At 62.8% G+C, this 18,526-nt stretch carries 16 protein-coding genes; 14 read left to right on the top strand and 2 right to left on the bottom strand.

Annotated features, from left to right (window positions below; translation table 11 throughout):
- Nucleotides 1-43: 43 nt before the first annotated feature.
- The 4 genes from cobW to AU074_RS11670 are packed head-to-tail and all read left to right on the top strand — an operon-like array spanning nucleotide 44 to nucleotide 6,545.
- Nucleotides 44-1,105: a cobalamin biosynthesis protein CobW gene (gene cobW, locus AU074_RS11685; protein WP_076014860.1), complete on the top strand. Its 1,062-nt coding sequence runs from the start codon at nucleotides 44-46 to the stop codon at nucleotides 1,103-1,105.
- A gap of 3 nt (nucleotides 1,106-1,108) precedes the next feature.
- Entirely contained in the window at nucleotides 1,109-4,891 is a 3,783-nt protein-coding gene (gene cobN / locus AU074_RS11680; RefSeq protein WP_076014859.1) for a cobaltochelatase subunit CobN, read from the top strand.
- Nucleotides 4,891-5,889 (top strand): ATP-binding protein, encoded by a 999-nt coding sequence (locus AU074_RS11675; protein ID WP_076014858.1) that lies wholly within the window; start codon nucleotides 4,891-4,893, stop codon nucleotides 5,887-5,889. The genes cobN and AU074_RS11675 overlap by 1 nt, the downstream gene beginning before the upstream one ends.
- Nucleotides 5,814-6,545 (top strand): VWA domain-containing protein, encoded by a 732-nt coding sequence (locus tag AU074_RS11670; RefSeq protein WP_256576879.1) that lies wholly within the window; start codon nucleotides 5,814-5,816, stop codon nucleotides 6,543-6,545. Before AU074_RS11675 ends, AU074_RS11670 begins: the two co-directional genes overlap by 76 nt.
- Nucleotides 6,546-6,583: 38 nt before the next feature.
- Here AU074_RS11670 and AU074_RS11665 read toward each other — a convergent pair whose 3' ends face one another.
- Complete coding sequence (locus AU074_RS11665) at nucleotides 6,584-7,627, bottom strand: DUF1853 family protein (protein WP_076014857.1); 1,044 nt, start codon at nucleotides 7,625-7,627, stop codon at nucleotides 6,584-6,586.
- 144 nt (nucleotides 7,628-7,771) lie between these two features.
- Between AU074_RS11665 and AU074_RS11660 the strand changes: the two genes are divergently transcribed.
- The 6 genes from AU074_RS11660 to pepN are packed head-to-tail and all read left to right on the top strand — an operon-like array spanning nucleotide 7,772 to nucleotide 14,279.
- Nucleotides 7,772-8,662, top strand: coding sequence for an NAD(+) kinase (locus tag AU074_RS11660; RefSeq protein WP_003217892.1), 891 nt, complete (start codon nucleotides 7,772-7,774; stop codon nucleotides 8,660-8,662).
- Complete coding sequence (locus AU074_RS11655; RefSeq protein WP_173860375.1) at nucleotides 8,659-9,633, top strand: metallophosphoesterase; 975 nt, start codon at nucleotides 8,659-8,661, stop codon at nucleotides 9,631-9,633. The genes AU074_RS11660 and AU074_RS11655 overlap by 4 nt, the downstream gene beginning before the upstream one ends.
- Nucleotides 9,630-10,505: a rhomboid family intramembrane serine protease gene (locus AU074_RS11650; RefSeq protein WP_076014855.1), complete on the top strand. Its 876-nt coding sequence runs from the start codon at nucleotides 9,630-9,632 to the stop codon at nucleotides 10,503-10,505. The genes AU074_RS11655 and AU074_RS11650 overlap by 4 nt, the downstream gene beginning before the upstream one ends.
- 15 nt (nucleotides 10,506-10,520) lie before the next feature.
- Nucleotides 10,521-10,781, top strand: a complete 261-nt coding sequence (locus tag AU074_RS11645) for a YeaC family protein (RefSeq protein ID WP_003217900.1) — start codon at nucleotides 10,521-10,523, stop codon at nucleotides 10,779-10,781.
- Nucleotides 10,778-11,608 carry a DUF2797 domain-containing protein gene (locus AU074_RS11640; RefSeq protein ID WP_076014854.1) on the top strand — a complete coding sequence of 277 codons (831 nt, stop codon included), beginning with the start codon at nucleotides 10,778-10,780 and terminating at the stop codon, nucleotides 11,606-11,608. Before AU074_RS11645 ends, AU074_RS11640 begins: the two co-directional genes overlap by 4 nt.
- A 13-nt stretch (nucleotides 11,609-11,621) precedes the next feature.
- Nucleotides 11,622-14,279: an aminopeptidase N gene (gene pepN, locus AU074_RS11635; protein ID WP_076014853.1), complete on the top strand. Its 2,658-nt coding sequence runs from the start codon at nucleotides 11,622-11,624 to the stop codon at nucleotides 14,277-14,279.
- A gap of 121 nt (nucleotides 14,280-14,400) precedes the next feature.
- On the opposite strand, the gene AU074_RS11630 is transcribed toward pepN, so the two are convergent.
- Complete coding sequence (locus AU074_RS11630; protein WP_076014852.1) at nucleotides 14,401-15,456, bottom strand: aldo/keto reductase; 1,056 nt, start codon at nucleotides 15,454-15,456, stop codon at nucleotides 14,401-14,403.
- A gap of 184 nt (nucleotides 15,457-15,640) precedes the next feature.
- Between AU074_RS11630 and AU074_RS11625 the strand changes: the two genes are divergently transcribed.
- From AU074_RS11625 to AU074_RS11610, 4 genes are all read left to right on the top strand, one after another.
- Nucleotides 15,641-16,357, top strand: coding sequence for a YafY family protein (locus AU074_RS11625; RefSeq protein WP_076014851.1), 717 nt, complete (start codon nucleotides 15,641-15,643; stop codon nucleotides 16,355-16,357).
- Nucleotides 16,358-16,408: 51 nt separating this feature from the next.
- Nucleotides 16,409-16,750 (top strand): nuclear transport factor 2 family protein, encoded by a 342-nt coding sequence (locus AU074_RS11620; protein ID WP_076014850.1) that lies wholly within the window; start codon nucleotides 16,409-16,411, stop codon nucleotides 16,748-16,750.
- 22 nt (nucleotides 16,751-16,772) lie between these two features.
- Nucleotides 16,773-17,906, top strand: a complete 1,134-nt coding sequence (zapE, locus tag AU074_RS11615; protein WP_076014849.1) for a cell division protein ZapE — start codon at nucleotides 16,773-16,775, stop codon at nucleotides 17,904-17,906.
- Nucleotides 17,907-17,997: 91 nt separating this feature from the next.
- A complete protein-coding gene (locus tag AU074_RS11610; protein ID WP_076014848.1) occupies nucleotides 17,998-18,489 on the top strand; it encodes a GNAT family N-acetyltransferase in 492 nt (163 codons plus the stop codon).
- The last annotated feature ends 37 nt before the right edge of the window (nucleotides 18,490-18,526 follow it).

The following is an 18,526-nucleotide window of genomic DNA, read 5'->3' as shown; positions in this document are numbered from 1 at the left end:
CGCAGGGCCACTCGTCCCGTATGCCCGCCCCAAAGGGCATCCGATGAAAACACTGGCCAAACTCCCCGTCACCATCGTTACCGGCTTCCTCGGCTCGGGCAAGACCACCTTGCTGCGCCACATGCTGGATAACGCCCAGGGGCGCCGCATCGCGGTGATCGTCAACGAGTTCGGCGAGTTGGGCATTGACGGCGAAATCCTCAAGCAATGCTCCATCGGCTGCACTGAAGAAGAAGCCAACGGCCGCGTCTACGAATTGGCCAATGGCTGCCTGTGCTGCACGGTCCAGGAAGAGTTCTTCCCGGTGATGCGCGAACTGGTGGCCCGTCGCGGCGACCTCGACCATATCCTCATCGAAACCTCGGGACTGGCCCTGCCAAAACCCTTGGTCCAGGCGTTCCAGTGGCCGGAAATCCGCAGCGCCTGCACCGTTGACGCCGTGATCACCGTGGTTGACAGCCCAGCCGTGGCCGCCGGCACGTTCGCCGCCTTCCCGGACCAGGTCGACGCTCAGCGCAAGCTCGACCCGAACCTGGACCACGAATCGCCACTGCACGAGCTGTTCGCCGACCAACTGGCCAGCGCCGACCTGGTGATCCTCAACAAGTCCGACCTGATCAGCCCTGAAGACCTGGCCCGCGTGCGCCTGGAAGTGGCTGAAGAGCTGCCGCCAGCAGTAAAAATCATCGAAGCCAGCAGCGGTCGCCTGCCGCTGGATGTGTTGATTGGCCTCGGTGCGGGCTCCGAAGAACACATCGACAGTCGCCACAGCCATCACGATCATCACCACGAAGGTGAAGACGACCACGATCACGACGCCTTCGATTCCATCTCCATCGAACTGCCCCAGGCCGACGAAAGCCTGCTGCTGGACGCCCTGACCCAACTGGTGGTCAAGCACGGCATCCTGCGGGTCAAGGGTTTCGCCGCGATCCCGAACAAGCCGATGCGCCTGCTGATCCAGGGCGTGGGCACGCGTTTCGACAAGCATTTCGACCGCGCCTGGCGCGCCGATGAGCCGCGCGCCACGCACCTGGTGCTGATCGGCCAGGAACTGGACGCCGCCTTGCTCGAAGCGCAACTGCGCGCCGCCCTCAGCGTTTAACCCATGCACCTGCTCAGGACCCAGCCCGGCGGTTTCGTTTCGGATGACAACATCGCCGACCTTGGACAGACTCCCGCCGAGCTGGTGATCCTGTGCAGCGGTGATTCCAGCCTGGCGCTGCTGGCCGAAGCGGCCCAGCAGCTGCCCGAGGATTACCCGAGCCTGCGCCTGGCCAACCCGATGCAGGTGCAGAACCATGCTTCGGTCGACCTGTATGTGGATGAGGTACTGCGCCACGCCAAGGTCATCCTGATTTCGCTGCACGGCGGCATCGGTTATTGGCGCTACGGTATCGAGCGCCTGGTGGAATTGGCCGAGCGCGGCGTGCAGCTGATTCTGGTGCCGGGGGACGACCGCCCGGACCCGGAACTCAGCGGCCTCAGCACCGTGGGTGCCGTGGGTGCCGAGGCGCGTGACCGGCTCTGGCACTTCCTGCGCCAGGGCGGCTTGGGGAATGCGCTGGATTTCTATCGTTACCTGGCGGCCAGCTACCTTGGCCGAGATTACGCCTGGGACGAGCCGCAAACCTTGCCGCGTACGGCGATTTATCACCCGCACAAAGCCAATGCCCGTCTCAACGATTGGCAGGCCGACTGGCAAGCTGATTTTCCGGTGGCGGCGGTGCTGTTCTACCGCTCGCATTTGCAGGCGGCCAACACCGGCTTTATCGATGTTTTTTGCCAACGCTTGCAGGCCGCGGGTCTTAACCCGTTGCCGATGGCGGTGGCCAGTTTGAAAGAGCCCGGCTGCCTGACGGTGGTCGAGGACTTGCTGGACGAGGTGCACGCCGCGGTGATTCTGAACACCACCGGCTTTGCCCAATCCAGCCCCGAAGCCCCGCACCTGCGGCCGTTTCGCCGCAATATTCCGGTGATCCAGGCGATTTGCGCCCAGGACAACGAGCCCGGCTGGCAGGCCAGCGAGCAAGGCCTCGGCCCACGGGACCTGGCGATGCACATCGCGTTGCCGGAGCTGGACGGGCGCATCATCAGCCGGCCCATCAGCTTCAAGGACCTGGCCTGGCGCAGCGAGCGCAGCCAGTCGGATGTGGTGTGCTATCGCGCGCAGCCGGAACGCATGGACTTCGTCGCCGAACTGGCGCGGCGTTGGGTCGAACTGGCGCGGGTACCGAATGGCGAAAAACGTATCGCGCTGATCCTCGCCAACTACCCGACCCGGGACGGGCGTATCGGCAATGGTGTGGGGCTCGACACGCCAGCCGCTGCGCTGAACATCTTGCGCGCATTAAAGAATGAAGGTTATCCGCTGCCGGACGTCCTGCCGGAAAGCGGCACGGCGCTGATCCAGGAACTGTTGGGCGGTGTCAGCAACGACCTGGACAGCCTCGACCTGCGTCCGTGTCACCAAAGCCTGGCGCTCGACGACTACGAAGCGATGTTCAACTGCTTGCCCGAGTCCAACCGCCAAGCGGTTTTGGCACGCTGGGGCACACCCCACACCGATCCGATGTTCCGCGACGGCCGCATGATGATCGCCGGCCTGCGTTTCGGCCTGACCTTCGTCGGCATCCAGCCGGCCCGGGGTTACCAGGTCGACGCCAGTGCGGTCTACCACGACCCGGACCTGGTGCCGCCCCATGGCTACCTGGCGTTCTACTTCTGGTTGCGCCAGACCTACGGCGCCCACGGCGTGATCCACGTTGGCAAGCACGGCAACCTGGAGTGGCTGCCGGGCAAGGGGGTCGGGCTTTCCGAAAACTGCTGGCCGGACGCATTGCTGGGGCCGCTGCCGAATATCTACCCGTTTATCGTCAACGACCCGGGCGAGGGCGCCCAGGCCAAGCGCCGCACCCAGGCGGTGATCATCGATCACCTGATGCCGCCGCTGACCCGCGCCGAAACCTATGGGCCGCTGCGCGACCTGGAGCTGCTGGCCGACGAGTATTACGAGGCACAACTGCTCGACCCACGACGTGCCCGCGAGCTGCAAAAGGACATCCTCAAGCTGGTGCGGGAAACCCGTATCGACCAGGAACTGGCCCTGGACGAAAACCTCAACAGCGATGCCGACGCGGCGATCTGGCTGCCGCGCCTGGACACTTACCTGTGTGACTTGAAGGAGTCGCAGATTCGCGATGGCCTGCACATCTTTGGTGAGTCGCCCGAGGGCCGTCTGCGCATCGACACCTTACTGGCCTTGCTGCGCATTCCGCGTGGCGATGGTCGTGGGCCGCAATCGAGTCTGCTGCGGGTATTGGCCAAGGCTTTTGAGCTGGGCTTCGACCCGCTGGACTGCGCCCTGGCCGAGCCGTGGACCGGGCGCCGGCCATTGGTGCTGCAGAAGATCGACGCGCAATTGTGGCGTACCGCCGGCGACACCCGTGAACGCCTGGAGCTGTATGCCGCGCGCCTGATCGAGCAGGCCCTGGAAGGTGCGGTGGAACAGCTTGAAGAGCCCGGCTGGGAAGACGTCAAGTCGGTGATCGAGAGCCTGCGCATCGTCGTCGCGCCGCGCCTGGATGCTTGCGGCCCGGCGGAAATGCGCGGGTTGCTGGATGCACTGAGCGGGCGCTTCGTCCCGGCCGGGCCCAGCGGTGCGCCGAGCCGGGGCCGCCTGGACGTGTTGCCTACCGGTCGTAACTTTTTCTCGGTGGATGTGCGCAATCTGCCAACCACCACCGCCTGGCGCATCGGCTTCCAGTCGGCGAACCTGATTCTTGAGCGTCACCTGCAAGACCATGGCGATCACTTGCGCCAACTCGGCCTGTCGGTGTGGGGCACCGCCACCATGCGCACCGGCGGCGACGACATTGCCCAGGCCATGGCGCTGATGGGTGTGCGCCCGGTGTGGGCCACGGGCAGCCAGCGGGTGGATGACTTTGAAATCCTGCCGATCAGTCTGCTGGACCGGCCGCGCGTCGACGTGACCTTGCGCGTGTCGGGGTTCTTCCGCGATGCGTTCGCCAACCTGATCCGGCTGTTCGACGCGGCGGTGCAAGCCGTGGCGGCGCTGGACGAGCCCGACGACCTGAACCCCCTGGCCGCCAAGGTGCGCAGCGAGCGCGAAGCGTTGCGCCTGTCGGGCCTGGACGAGGAAGCGGCGGCGAAGCAGGCCGGCTGGCGGATCTTCGGTGCCAAGCCCGGTGCCTATGGTGCCGGCGTGCAGGGCGCGATTGACGGGCGCTTGTGGCAGAGCCGCGAAGACCTGGCCGAGGTCTACCTGAACTGGGGCGGCTACGCCTATGGCGGCTCCGACGAAGGCACCGCCGCCCGCGAACAGTTTGCCCAGCGCTTGAGCCAGGTGCAGGCGGTGTTGCAGAACCAGGACAACCGCGAGCACGACTTGCTCGACTCGAATGACTACTACCAATTCCAGGGCGGCATGCTCGCTGCCGTGGAAACTCTGAGCGGCGACAAGGCCGCCAGCTATCATGGTGACCACAGCCAGCCGGACCTGCCGAAGATCCGCACGCTGAAGGAAGAGTTGAACCGGGTGATTCGTGCCCGGGCGGCCAATCCGAAGTGGATCGAAGGGGTAAAGCGCCACGGCTACAAAGGCGCGTTCGAGATGGCCGCGACCGTGGACAATCTGTTCGCGTTCGACGCCACCACGGCGCTGATCGACGATCATCAATACGCGTTGCTGGCGGACGCCTATTTGCTGGACCCGGACACCCGGGCCTTTGTGCAGCAGCACAACCCGGATGCCCTGCGGGACATGACCGAACGCATGCTCGAAGCCCAGCAGCGCGGCATGTGGCAGGAACCCGGGGCGTACCGCGAGGCGTTGGAAAACCTGTTGTTGGATATAGAAGAAGGCAGTTGATGACCGATCTCCCGCATTTCCCGCTGTCCGCCGTTGTCGGCGCCGACGACTTGAAACTGGCCCTGTGCCTGACCGCCATCGACCCGAAAATCGGCGGCGTGCTGATTGAAGGCCCGCGCGGCATGGCCAAGTCCACCCTGGCCCGTGGCTTGGCAGACCTGCTCGCCAGCGGCCAGTTCGTCACGCTGCCGTTGGGCGCTACCGAAGAGCGTCTGGTGGGCACACTCGACCTGGACGCGGCGCTCGGCGAAGGCCGCGCACAGTTTTCCCCCGGCGTACTGGCCAAGGCCGACGGCGGCGTGCTCTACGTCGACGAAGTCAATTTGCTGCCCGATCATCTGGTGGACCTGCTGCTGGACGTGGCCGCCAGCGGCACCAACCTCATCGAGCGCGACGGCATTTCCCACCGGCATTCGGCGCGCTTCGTGCTGATTGGCACCATGAACCCTGAAGAAGGCGAGTTGCGCCCGCAATTGCTCGACCGGTTTGGCTTCAACGTGGCGTTGAGCGGCCACACCCAGCCGGCCGAGCGTGGGCAGATCATCCGTCGTCGGTTGGATTTTGACAGCGACCCTCAGGGTTTCTGCGGGCAATGGGCCGACCAGCAGGCCGCGTTGCGTGAGCGCTGCACAGAGGCGCGGGCGTTGCTGGAGAGCATCCCGTTGGATGACCAGGCGCTGGCGCAGATCACCGAACGTTGTTTTGCTGCGGGCGTCGATGGCTTGCGCGCCGACCTGGTCTGGCTGCGCGGCGCCCGTGCCCATGCCGCCTGGCGTGGTGCGACGGCCATCGGCGATGAAGATATCGAGGCCGTTGCGGAATTTGCCCTGCGTCACCGGCGCCAGGAGCAATCACCGACTTCGACGCAGCCGGGTGGCGGTCAATTACCCAAGCCCAATGATTCAACAGAAGGCCAGGGCCAATGGGGCGACATGCCCGCGCCTGCGCTGGCGACGGGTGCTCGCCGGGACGTGCCCACCTGGCCAAAAAAGCCCTAGGCATCCGCCCCAAGCCTAAAGCGGGGGCGGATGCACGGCCCAAGGCGGGTCGACTGGACAAGGGCAGGCGAGGGCCGGCGCGCAGCGCGGCCGAAGGTTCGATCAACTGGCCGGGCACCTTGCTCAGCGGGCGGCCGCAACGCCGTGAAGATCTGCTGTATCAATTGCGCAGCCGCACGCCCCATGAACTGTGGCTGGTGATTGTGGATGCTTCGGCGTCCACCCGGCGGCATCAGGCGCTGAGTGATGCCAAGGGTTTGCTGGCCCAACTGTTTGACGACGCCTACCGGCAACGGGCGCGCATGGCGTTGCTCACCGCGAGTGGACAGTCGCCAAAGTGGCAGGTGCAGGGATTAAAGGCGGCAAAAGGGCTTGGTCATTGGCTTGATGGCCTCGGTGCAGGCGGCGGCACGCCGTTACTGGCAGCACTGAGCGAAGCGGGGCATTGGTTGTTGGCTCGTCGTAAGCGTTACCCGGTGGAGCAGCAGCGGTTGCTGGTGATCACCGATGGACGACTGAAAGATGTGGCAGGGCTGCCGCAGCTGGACTGCCCAGGATTGCTGGTGGACATCGAGCGCGGCCCGATCCGCTTGGGGCGCGCGAAAGCGTTGGCTGCCGGGCTGCAAGTGGATTATCGGCACATCGATCACCTTTAATAACCCCCCGTAAATTCGTCCGTAGCAGCTGTTGAGCTTCAGCGAGGCTGCGTCGGGCGCGACTCTGAGATGGGGGATGACTCGGCAACGGTGGTGCTGCCGACGCAGCCTCGCTGGCGCTCGACAGCTGCTACGGGGGTGCCGGGTACGTTCGGCCACAGATCCGCCACCAGGAACAGCCGTTCGGCTTCTTCCCATTCTCCTTCGCTGTTTTCCACCAGGCGCACCAGCAATTGCGCGGGCGCCATGGGGTCCAGTTCGGTGAGCCAATCTCGCATCCGGGCCGCATCCCAAGCTTCATCCGCCGGGTAGTGCGCCGGTGCCAGCCACGCGTGGCGGGGTAGCGGTTGCCAGCGACCGGCGGGGCTTTGCTCGATAAACCGTGACCAATCGCGCTGATGCAGCCAGCGGCCATTCAGGTGCTGCGGATGCGCGCCCACCGGCGCTTGCGCCATGCCGGGCCATGGGTAGAGCAAATACCCGCCCAGCCATAGATGCGCGTCAAATCTCTGGATATCCAACGCCGCCAGTATTTCGCGGCTTTCCGGCCGGGCGGAAATCGGCAATTGATGCTGCGCCAGATGAGCCAGCTTGCGGTCAAGCCGGTCATGACAGCCCGGGCCCAGCCATTGCGCGGTGTCCCGGCCGTCGCCGTCCTGGGGCCCGAGATAAAGTTTGATCGCCAGTTCCAGGTGGTGCACGCCGTCACGGTCGCGGAGCAGCATGTCCAGCTCGCCCAGGGTGTGCCCGGCCTGGCGGATCGGCAGGTTGGCCGCGAGCAATTCCACGCCCGGCGCATGCTGCACGGCGAATTGCCATAGTCGTTCGTAATACAGGCCCAGCCGACGGGTACGTGCCTGGCTCAGCCAATGCAGCAAGGCGCTGCTGTCCTGGTCCAGCTGGCGCAGCCAGTGTTCCAGCAAATGCGGGGCCTGCACCCAATCGCTGCCGGTCAGCGGGTGGCGTTGCGGCCAGGGTGTCTGCTCAAGCATCGGCGGGGCGAGCATCACCCACGCGAGGTCCCGCACCTCGGGGTGACGCAGTTGGCGGGGCAGGTGCTGTAAGTCAGTGAACAGAGTCATGGTCCGAGCATAGCCTTTTACAGCCGGGAAGGGGGCTGAGAACCGTTGTCGTCTGGGGTTTGCGGCGACAAAGGATTTTGTGTAACGCCGGCTTTCGCCCATAATCGTTCTTTTTTGCCAGAACCCGAACCCCGCAGGAGCCCCATGGAGCAATTTCGCAATATCGGCATTATCGGTCGCCTGGGCAGTACCCAGGTGCTGGACACCGTCCGCCGGCTGAAAAAGTTTCTGCTCGAGCGCCACCTGCATGTGATCCTCGAAGACACCATCGCTGAAATCCTCCCGGGCCACGGCCTGCAAACCTCGTCGCGCAAGATGCTCGGCGAAGTCTGCGACATGGTGATCGTGGTGGGCGGCGACGGCAGCCTGTTGGGCGCCGCCCGTGCGCTGGCGCGGCATAACGTGCCGGTGCTGGGGATCAACCGCGGGAGCCTGGGGTTCCTCACCGATATTCGCCCTGACGAGCTGGAAGTCGAAGTGGCCAAGGTGCTGGACGGCCATTACCTGGTGGAAAACCGCTTCCTGCTGCAAGCCGAAGTGCGCCGTCACGGCGAAGCCATCGGCCAGGGCGACGCCCTTAATGATGTGGTGCTGCACCCCGGCAAATCGACGCGGATGATCGAGTTCGAGTTGTACATCGACGGCCAGTTCGTGTGCAGCCAGAAGGCCGACGGCCTGATCGTCGCCACGCCTACCGGGTCTACGGCCTACGCGCTGTCTGCCGGCGGGCCGATCATGCATCCCAAGCTGGATGCCATTGTGATCGTGCCGATGTACCCCCATATGTTGTCCAGCAGACCTATCGTGGTCGACGGCAACAGTGAGTTGAAAATCGTGGTGTCCAAAGACATGCAGATCTACCCGCAAGTCTCCTGCGACGGGCAGAACCATTTCACCTGCGCCCCCGGTGACACCATCACCGTGAGCAAAAAGGCGCAGAAGTTGCGGTTGATTCACCCGCTGGATCACAACTACTACGAAGTGTGCCGGACCAAGCTGGGCTGGGGCAGCCGCTTGGGGGGTGGAGGCGACTGATGCTCGATCCCGCGCGTAGCTACGACCTGATTGGTGACGTGCACGGTTGCGCTCATACCCTTGAGCACTTGCTCGACCGGTTGGGTTACCACAAGCAGGGCGGCACCTGGCGGCATCCGTCGCGAATGGCGGTGTTCCTCGGCGATATCATCGACCGTGGCCCGCGCATTCGCGAGGCGCTGCACATCGTCCACGACATGACCGAAGCCGGCCAGGCGCTGTGCATCATGGGCAACCATGAGTTCAACGCGCTGGGCTGGAGCACGCCGGCGCCCCCGGGCAGCGGCAAGCAGTTCGTGCGTGAGCACACGCCACGTCATGCGCGGTTGATCCAAGAGACGTTGACGCAGTTCGAGCAGCACCCGGCGGACTGGCACGACTTCCTCGGCTGGTTCTACGACATGCCGCTGTTTGTCGATGCCGGACGGTTCCGCGTGGTGCACGCCTGCTGGGACAACGGCTTTATCGAACCCCTGCGCGCGCATTTCCCGGACGGCTGCATCGACCAGCACTTCCTGCAAGCCGCCGCCGTGCCCGGCAGTTTCGCCAGTAACGCCTTCGACCGCCTGCTGCGCGGCACCGACATGCGCCTGCCGGACGGTCTGACCCTGACCGGTGGCGACGGGCTGACGCGCTCGTTCTTCCGCACCAAGTTCTGGGAAGACGACCCGAAAACCTACGGCGACATCGTGTTCCAGCCTGATGCGCTGCCGGAACCGGTGGCAGCCACGCCGCTGTCGTCCACCGAGAAAAATTCCCTGCTGCGCTACGGCGTCGACGAGCCGTTGCTGTTCGTCGGCCATTACTGGCGCAGCGGCAAACCGGCGCCGATCCGTCCGAACCTGGCCTGCCTGGACTACAGCGCAGTGCTGTATGGCAAGTTGGTGGCTTACCGACTGGATCAGGAAACCCGCCTGGACCCGCGTAAATTTGTTTGGGTCGATGTCGAGCGCCCTGAGGTTATTGCATGAGTTCCGTGGCTGTATTACGCCTGCCGCTGGCGGTGGATTTGAGTGGTTTCGTCACGCTGCTGCAACGCATGCAGGTGCCCCATCGCGTCAGCGAAGAAGCCGGGGAGCAAGTGCTGTGGGTGCCCGATTCCATCAGCGAAGACGTGAAGGTTTTGTACCAGCGTTTTCCAGCTGGTGACCCGGACCAGCAACTGGATATTCCGGCACAGGCGGCGACGGTCAAGCGTCCGGGGTTTGTCCAGCAGTTGCGCCACAGCCCGGTGACGGGACTTATTCTGCTGCTGAGCATCATCGTCGGCGCCGTCACGCTGCTGGGGGATAATCTGCAAGCCATGAGCTGGCTGACGTTCCTGCCGTTCAGTGTGTCGGGTGAGTACCTGCACTTCACGCCGCTGGCCGACAGCCTTGCATCCGGGCAGTGGTGGCGGTTGGTCACGCCGATGCTGATCCACTTCGGCATCCTGCACCTGGCCATGAACGGCATGTGGTACTGGGAACTGGGACGGCGTATCGAGCTGCGCCAGGGCAGTATCAACCTGCTGGGCCTGACCCTGTTGTTCAGCCTGGTGTCGAACTACGCTCAATACTCTTTTGGTGGTCCTGGCCTGTTTGGCGGGTTGTCCGGGGTGCTGTACGGCTTGCTCGGGCATTGCTGGATCTATCAGTTGTTGTCGCCGAACCCGGCGTATCGCCTGCCTCGCGGGGTGTTGGTGATGATGCTGGTGTGGCTGGTGCTGTGCCTGTCGGGCCTGGTTTCGATGATCGGTTTCGGCGAAATCGCCAACGCGGCCCACGTGGGTGGCCTGGTGATGGGTTGCCTGACCGGTTTATTGGGTGGCTTGTACAGTCGCCGCAAAATGTCTCCTATTTAGTTAAGGAAGAGTCTTATGTCCTCTTTTGTCGAAATGATCGAAAACATCACCCCGGACATCTACGAGAGCCTCAAGCTCGCCGTGGAAATCGGCAAGTGGTCCGATGGCCGCAAGCTCACCGCCGAGCAGCGTGAATTGTCGTTGCAGGCAGTGATCGCCTGGGAACTGCAGAACCTGCCGGAAGACCAGCGCACCGGCTACATGGGCCCGCAGGAATGCGCCTCGAAGTCGGCGCCGGTGCCGAACATCCTGTTCAAGTCGGATGCCATCCATTGATTGAGATTGGCCGTGGTGCAGTCAGCAAGATGTCGGCGCAGTTGGGTGAGCCGACCGTTCAATACGCGTTTCGTCTGGGCGACATCGAGGTGCCGGTCAACCCGTTGATCGGCACCACCGTGCGCCTGGAATACCTCGGTGCGATCCTTTGCACCCATTGCGGTCGCAAGACCAAGACCAGTTTCAGCCAGGGTTACTGCTACCCGTGCATGACCAAACTGGCCCAGTGCGACCTGTGCATCATGAGCCCCGAGCGTTGCCATTACGACGCAGGTACTTGCCGCGATCCGGCCTGGGGTGAAAAATTCTGCATGACCGATCACGTGGTTTACCTGGCGAATTCGTCGGGGATCAAGGTCGGCATTACCCGCGCCAGCCAGCTGCCTACCCGCTGGCTGGACCAGGGCGCAAGCCAGGCGCTGCCGATCATGCGGGTTGCCACGCGCCAGCAGTCGGGCTTCGTCGAAGATCTGTTCCGCAGCCAGGTGGCCGACAAGACCAACTGGCGCGCGCTGCTCAAGGGCGACGCCCAGACGGTAAATCTTGCGCAGGTGCGGGACGAACTGTTCGCCAGCTGTGCCGAGGGTTTGCTCGGTTTGCAGGAACGCTTTGGCTTGCAAGCCATCCAACCGGTGACCGACATCGAACCGATCGAAATCCGTTACCCGATCGAGCAGTATCCTACCAAGATTGTCAGCTTCAACCTGGACAAGAACCCGATTGCCGAAGGCACGCTGATGGGGATCAAGGGCCAATACCTGATCTTCGACACCGGCGTGATCAACATTCGTAAATACACGGCCTACCAGCTCGCCGTGCATCAGTAGAAGGACGACAGACATGCGCACCGAACAGCCGAAGATGATTTACCTGAAGGACTATCAGGCGCCGGACTACCTGATCGACGAGACGCACCTGACCTTCGAGTTGTTCGAGGACCATAGCCTGGTCCACGCGCAGCTGGTGATGCGCCGCAACCCCGAGCGCGGCACCGGCCTGCCGCCGCTGGTGCTCGACGGGCAGCAGTTGGAGCTGGTGTCGGTAAACCTGGCCGACCAGGAACTGACCGACGCCGATTACCAGTTGAGCGACAGCCACCTGATCGTGCACCCCACCAGCGCAACCTTCACCCTCGACACCACGGTGAAGATCCACCCGGAAACCAACACCGCCCTGGAAGGCCTGTACAAATCCGGCGGCATGTTCTGCACACAGTGCGAGGCCGAAGGTTTCCGCAAGATCACTTATTACCTCGACCGCCCGGACGTGATGAGCGTGTTCACCACCACGGTGATCGCCGAGCAACACAGTTACCCGGTGCTGCTGTCCAACGGCAACCCGATTGCTTCCGGCCCTGGCGAAGACGGCCGGCACTGGGCGACCTGGGAAGACCCGTTCAAGAAACCGGCTTACCTGTTCGCACTGGTGGCCGGTGATTTGTGGTGCGTCGAAGACACCTTCACCACAATGACCGAGCGCACCGTGGCGCTGCGTATCTATGTCGAGCCGGAAAACATCGACAAGTGCCAGCACGCCATGAACAGCTTGAAGAAGTCCATGCGCTGGGACGAAGAAGCCTATGGCCGTGAGTACGACCTCGATATCTTCATGATCGTCGCGGTCAACGACTTCAACATGGGCGCGATGGAGAACAAGGGCCTCAACATCTTCAACTCCAGCGCCGTGCAGGCCCGCGCCGAAACCGCTACCGACGCCGCGCACCAGCGTGTCGAGGCGATTGTCGCCCACGAGTACTTCCACAACTGGTCGGGCAACCGCGTGACCTGCCGCGACTGGTTCCAGCTGTCGCTGAAGGAAGGCTTCACGGTGTTCCGTGATTCGCAGTTCTCTGCCGACATGAACTCGGCGACGGTCAAGCGTATCCAGGACGTCGCCTACCTGCGCACGCACCAGTTCGCCGAAGATGCTGGGCCGATGGCCCACGCGGTACGCCCGGACGGCTTTATCGAAATCTCCAACTTCTACACCCTGACCGTGTACGAAAAGGGCTCGGAAGTGGTTCGCATGATCCAGACCTTGCTCGGCGCCGAAGGCTTCCGCAAGGGCAGCGACCTGTACTTCGAACGCCACGACGGCCAGGCTGTGACCTGCGACGACTTTATCAAGGCCATGGAAGACGCCAACGGCGCCGACCTGACCCAGTTCAAGCGCTGGTACAGCCAAGCCGGTACACCACGCCTGGCGGTGAGCGAGTCCTACGACGCGGCGGCTAAAACCTACAGCCTGAGCTTCCGTCAAAGCTGCCCGGAAACCCCGGACAAAGTAGAGAAACTGCCGTTCGTGATTCCGGTTGAACTGGGCCTGCTGGACGGCAAGGGCGCGGGTATCGCCTTGCGCCTGGCCGGTGAAGCTGCGGCGGGCGCCACGTCCCGGGTGATCTCGGTGACCGAAGCCGAGCAGACCTTTACCTTTGTCGACATTGCCGAACATCCGCTGCCGTCTCTGCTGCGTGGCTTCTCGGCGCCGGTGAAACTGAGCTTCCCGTACAACCGCGACCAGTTGATGTTCCTGATGCAGCACGACAGCGATGGTTTCAATCGCTGGGACGCCGGCCAGCAGCTGTCGGTGCAGGTGTTGCAGGAGCTGATCGGCCAGCATCAGCAGGGCAAGGCGCTGGTATTGGATCAACGCCTGATCACGGCGCTGCGCACTGTGCTCAGCGACCAGAGCCTGGACCAGGCGATGGTTGCCGAGATGCTCTCGCTGCCGAGCGAAGCCTACCTGACTGAAATCAGCGAAGTGGCGGATGTCGACGCCATCCACGCGGCCCGCGAGTTCGCCCGCAAGCAATTGGCCGATAACCTGTTCGAAGGTTTGTGGCTGCGCTACCAGGCCAATCGCGACCTGTCGAAGAAAACCCCGTACGTGGCCGAGGCGGAACACTTTGCCCGTCGCGCCTTGCAGAACATCGCGCTGTCTTACCTGATGCTCAGCGGCAAGCCGGAAGTGTTGGCGGCAACCCTTGAGCAGTTCGACGCGTGCGACAACATGACCGAGCGCCTGACGGCGTTGGCGGTGTTGGTCAACTCGCCGTTCGAAGAAGAGAAGGCCAAGGCCCTCGCGGTGTTTGCCGAGAACTTCAAGGACAACCCGCTGGTCATGGACCAGTGGTTCAGCGTGCAGGCGGGCAGTGGTTTGCCGGGCGCGCTGGAGCGGGTCAAGGCGTTGATGCAGCACCCGGCGTTCAACATCAAGAACCCGAACAAGGTGCGCGCACTGGTAGGTGCGTTTGCCGGACAGAACCTGATCAACTTCCACGCGGCGGATGGTTCCGGTTATCGGTTCCTGGCGGATTTGGTGATCCAGTTGAACGGCTTCAACCCGCAGATTGCGTCGCGGCAGTTGGCGCCGTTGACCCGCTGGCGCAAGTACGACAACGCGCGGCAGGCACTGATGAAAGGTGAACTGGAGCGGATTCGCGCTTCGGGCGAGCTGTCCAGCGATGTGTTTGAGGTGGTGAGCAAAAGCCTCGCGTAACTGAGGCTGAGTACTGCATCTGTGGCGAGGGAGCTTGCTCCCGCGGGAGTGCGCAGCGCTCCCMAGATTTTGGGGCCGCTACGCAGCCCAGCGGGAGCAAGCTCCCTCGCCACAACGGGTCTTAGATAACCGGCGGCCAGCGCAGGTCTTGTGCATCATCGTCGGTATAGCGGGGGAAGCGCTCAGCGATCATCTCGTGTGGCACACCCAGCGGAATCGCGCTGGCAGTGTCCAGGCGGGCGACTTGCTCAGCCGAGAGTTGCACCGTCAGCGCGCCCAGGGTCCCATCCAGCTGTTCGCGAGTACGCGGCCCCAGAATCGGAATCAGCGCGGTGGTGGATCGACGGGCTTTTTCCCGTAGCCACGCGATGGCAATGTGAGTCGGCGTGGCGTTCAGCTCACCGGCAACCGCCAACAAGGTGTCGAGCACTGCCGTTTCCCGTGCGCTTTTTTCAGCGTGGACCAGAATCCCCAACTTGCTGGCGCGGGAGTCCTCCTGACTGTTGCGGTACTTGCCGGTGAGAAAACCACCACCCAGCGGTGACCACAACGTGGCAGCCAGGCCCAGCGCTTCGGCCATAGGCAGCAGCTCGCGGTCGGCGGTGCGTTCGGCCAGGCTGTATTCGGTCTGGATCGCTACCAGCGGCACAAAGCCGCGCACTTCGGCGAGCAGGTCGGCGCGGGCAATGCGCCAGGCAGGGAAGTTGGACAGCCCGGCATAGTGGATCTTGCCGGCCCGCACCAGGTCATCAAAACCCCGCAGGATCTCTTCCATCGGCGTGACGTTGTCGCTGATATGCGCCCAGAACAGGTCGATGTGATCGGTGTTCAGGCGTTTCAGGCTTTCTTCGACGGCGCGCACCATGTTCTTGCGGTTATTGCCGAGCTTGAGGGTGCCTTCGTCCTGAGGCTGGGTGCGCAAGGTGTACTTGCTGGCGATCACCAGGCGGTCCCGTTCCGACGCAATAAACTCGCCGAGCAGTACTTCCGATTGGCCGAACTGGTAGCCGTTGGCGGTATCAAGGAAGTTGCCGCCGGCCTCCAGGTAACCGTCGTAAATCCGCTTGGACTCTTCGCGCTCGGCGCCGTGGCCCCAGCCTGTGCCGAAGTTGGCGGTACCCAAGGCCAGCTCCGAAACCCGCAGGCCGCTGCGACGGCCAAAGACTTTATTGCGCATACGAGAACTCCTGACGCTGTGGTTGATTTAAATGTTTTTCAACATCTATTAAATATGATGCGAGTCATATATTTCGTCAAGAGGGTTTTTTTGCCGTTGAAGGGAAGGGCGCCTGCTCCTGACACTTTCTGACAGAGGCCTCTGCTAAGCTTCGCCACCTTTCCTTTTCCGAGTGTGATCAAACGTGTCGCGTACCACTCGTCTGCTGACCTTGTTGCAAGTCCTGCGGGGCAAAAAACGCCCGGTGACCGCCGCTGTGCTGGCGGCGGAACTGGAGATATCCGAACGCACGCTGTACCGCGACATCGCCGAATTGACCGCCTTGGGCGCACCGATCTTCGGCGAGGCGGGCGTGGGTTACGTGCTGCGTGCGGGTCTGTTCCTGCCGCCGCTGATGCTCAACGCGGACGAGACCGAGGCCATCGTGCTCGGCTTGCGGTATGTCGATCAGCGTGGTGATGACGTGCTGAGCCAAGCGGCGGCGAATGCCCTGGCGAAGATTGCTGATGTGCTTGATCCTGCGGCCCAGGAAGCCTTGCGCAATCCGACCTTGTTGCCCGGCCCGCCAGGATTTGGCTACCCGGAAAACCGCGTGCCGCTGAATGTGTTTCGCGAGGCGATTCGCGGCCAGGCCAAACTGCACATCGATTATGCCGATGCCAGCCAGACTGCCAGCCAGCGCCTGATCTGGCCCCTGGCCCTGGGCTTTCTCAACGAAGTGCGGGTGATCGTTGCGTGGTGCGAGTTGCGCGGGGCTTATCGCACCTTCCGCACCGACCGGGTAGCGGCTGCCAGCCTTCACGGCGAGCGTTATCCGGGACGTCGCAGCGACTGGTTGCGGGCCTGGCGCAAGCTGATGGAACAGAACGAATCCGGGCCATTCACTCCTGACAAGAACTGACACAGCACTGCTTTAGCATGGCTCCATAAATCACCAACAAGGAGCTGTCTCATGTCTCAACTCACCCCCGAACTGGCCCCGGCGATCGCGACCTATATTGCCGCCGCGAATACCGGCGACACGTCCTTGGTGGCCGACTGTTTCGCCGCAGATGCCAACGTGTTCGATGAAGGCGAGCACCAGGTCGGTACCGCCGCCATCGCCCGCTGGATGGAAGACACCGGGCGTCGCTACCAGCCCAAGGTCCAGGTGCTGAATGTGCAGCACCGCACCGGCAAGGTGCTGGTCAGCAACCTGATCACCGGCAGCTTTCCCGGCAGCCCGCTGGAGCTGCGTTATACCTTCCGCCTCAATGAGCAGGGCAAGATTTCCCGATTGGATATTTCCCTGTAGCCGTCATGGCATACTGCCGGGCATGACTTTCGACTCGCCACTCGCCGCCTACCAGCACGCCATCACCGAACAGGGTTTCGTCCCCGACGACGCCCAGCGTGAGGCGGTGCAAGCCCTGCAAGATTGCCATCAAGCCCTGCACCACGGGAATGCGCCCATCACCGGGGTGTACCTGTGGGGCCCGGTCGGGCGGGGCAAGACCTGGCTGATGGACCAGTTCTACCAAAGCTTGCGAGTGCCTGCCCGGCGCCAGCATTTCCATCACTTCATGGGCTGGGTGCACCAGCGCTCGTTCCAACTGACGGGCACCCACGACCCCTTGCAGGCCTTGGCCCGTGAACTGAGCCGGGAAGTGCGGGTGCTGTGTTTTGATGAGCTGTTCGTCAATGACATTGGTGACGCGATCATTCTCGGCCGGCTGTTCCAGGTGATGTTCGAGGAAGGCGTGGTGATGGTCTGCACCTCCAATCAACCGCCAGATCAACTGTATGCCGATGGTTTTAACCGTGATCGCTTCCTGCCGGGGATCGAGGCCATCAAGCAGCATATGCGAGTGGTTGCGGTGGATGGCGGGGAAGATCATCGCCTGCATCCGGGCACCACGCTGCAGCGTTACTGGGTCGATCAGCCTGAAGCGCTGGCCGGGGTATTTCGCCAGTTGAGCGAAGGGCAGGCGGTGAGCAGTGGCCCGGTCGCGGTCGGGTACCGTTCCGTCGTGGCCGTGCAGTCCAGTGAAACAGTGCTGTGGTGCCGCTATGCCGATCTGTGCGAACAGCCGCTGGCCGCCATGGACTTCATGCTGTTGTGTGATCGGTTCAAGGCCATTTTGTTGGGTGAGGTCCCCAACCTCAGCGCGCAAAAGCGTCCTGGACGAATCGCACGCGGTACGGAAGACGCCGCCCAACGAGTGGAGGCGGGTGATCGCGAGTTGCCGGAACTGTCCGTGCATGACGACAGCGTCCGGCGGTTCATTGCCTTGGTAGACGAGTGCTACGACCGCAAGGTGCCGCTGTACATCGAGGCCAGGGTTTCATTGGAAAGCCTCTACACCGAGGGTTACCTGGAGTTCCCATTCCGCCGCACCCTAAGCCGTTTGCAGGAGATGCAGTTGACGCGATTCGGCGATCCAGGCGTAATTTCACGCGGGCAAATGTAGTTAATCTCCTTCATCTAATGCCCACTCCACGCTTACAATCGAGCCCTTTTACGGGGACCGAGTCCCTGTTGCACCGTTAACGAGGAAGGAAATGGACACCCCAGACATCCTGGTGCTGCAAGCCAGCTACACCAATCCAGTACACGCCGAGGCCATTGGCCTGGTGCTCAATCATTATGCAGAAGACCCCATGGGCGGTGGCCAAAGCCTGCCGGCCGACCGTTTGCAGCAATTGCCAGCGGAGCTGGCCAAGCGTGCTCATGCGTTCAGTGTGCTGGCATTTGTCGGCGGTACGCCGGCGGGTCTGGTGAATTGCTTTGAAGGGKTTTCCACCTTTGCCTGCCGCCCGCTGGTCAATGTCCACGACGTGGTGGTGATGGATAAATTCCGCGGCCTGGGCTTGAGCCAGAAGATGTTGCAAAAGGTCGAGGAAATCGCTCGCCAGCGCGGCTGCTGCAAGATCACCCTCGAGGTGCTTGAAGGCAATGGCGTCGCACAGTCGGCGTATCGCAAGTTTGGTTTCGAAGATGCAGTATTTGATCCGGAGCATGGCCGGATGCTGTTTTGGAGTAAGCCGCTTTAATTAATGTTTATTTAATTAACACAAAAAAGGCGCCAGC

It is taken from the genome of Pseudomonas sp. ATCC PTA-122608, assembly GCF_001952855.1.
GTDB lineage: Bacteria > Pseudomonadota > Gammaproteobacteria > Pseudomonadales > Pseudomonadaceae > Aquipseudomonas.
The sequence above is the reverse complement of the archived record's forward strand: the minus strand, read 5'-3'. Positions and strand labels throughout refer to the sequence as shown.

Coding starts and splice junctions, on each gene's coding strand:
- cobW (WP_076014860.1), top strand. CDS start 44: ATGAAAACACTGGCCAAACTCCCCGTCACCATCGTTACCGGCTTCCTC.
- cobN (WP_076014859.1), top strand. CDS start 1,109: ATGCACCTGCTCAGGACCCAGCCCGGCGGTTTCGTTTCGGATGACAAC.
- AU074_RS11675 (WP_076014858.1), top strand. CDS start 4,891: ATGACCGATCTCCCGCATTTCCCGCTGTCCGCCGTTGTCGGCGCCGAC.
- AU074_RS11670 (WP_256576879.1), top strand. CDS start 5,814: ATGGGGCGACATGCCCGCGCCTGCGCTGGCGACGGGTGCTCGCCGGGA.
- AU074_RS11665 (WP_076014857.1), bottom strand. CDS start 7,627: ATGACTCTGTTCACTGACTTACAGCACCTGCCCCGCCAACTGCGTCAC.
- AU074_RS11660 (WP_003217892.1), top strand. CDS start 7,772: ATGGAGCAATTTCGCAATATCGGCATTATCGGTCGCCTGGGCAGTACC.
- AU074_RS11650 (WP_076014855.1), top strand. CDS start 9,630: ATGAGTTCCGTGGCTGTATTACGCCTGCCGCTGGCGGTGGATTTGAGT.
- AU074_RS11645 (WP_003217900.1), top strand. CDS start 10,521: ATGTCCTCTTTTGTCGAAATGATCGAAAACATCACCCCGGACATCTAC.
- pepN (WP_076014853.1), top strand. CDS start 11,622: ATGCGCACCGAACAGCCGAAGATGATTTACCTGAAGGACTATCAGGCG.
- AU074_RS11630 (WP_076014852.1), bottom strand. CDS start 15,456: ATGCGCAATAAAGTCTTTGGCCGTCGCAGCGGCCTGCGGGTTTCGGAG.
- AU074_RS11620 (WP_076014850.1), top strand. CDS start 16,409: ATGTCTCAACTCACCCCCGAACTGGCCCCGGCGATCGCGACCTATATT.
- zapE (WP_076014849.1), top strand. CDS start 16,773: ATGACTTTCGACTCGCCACTCGCCGCCTACCAGCACGCCATCACCGAA.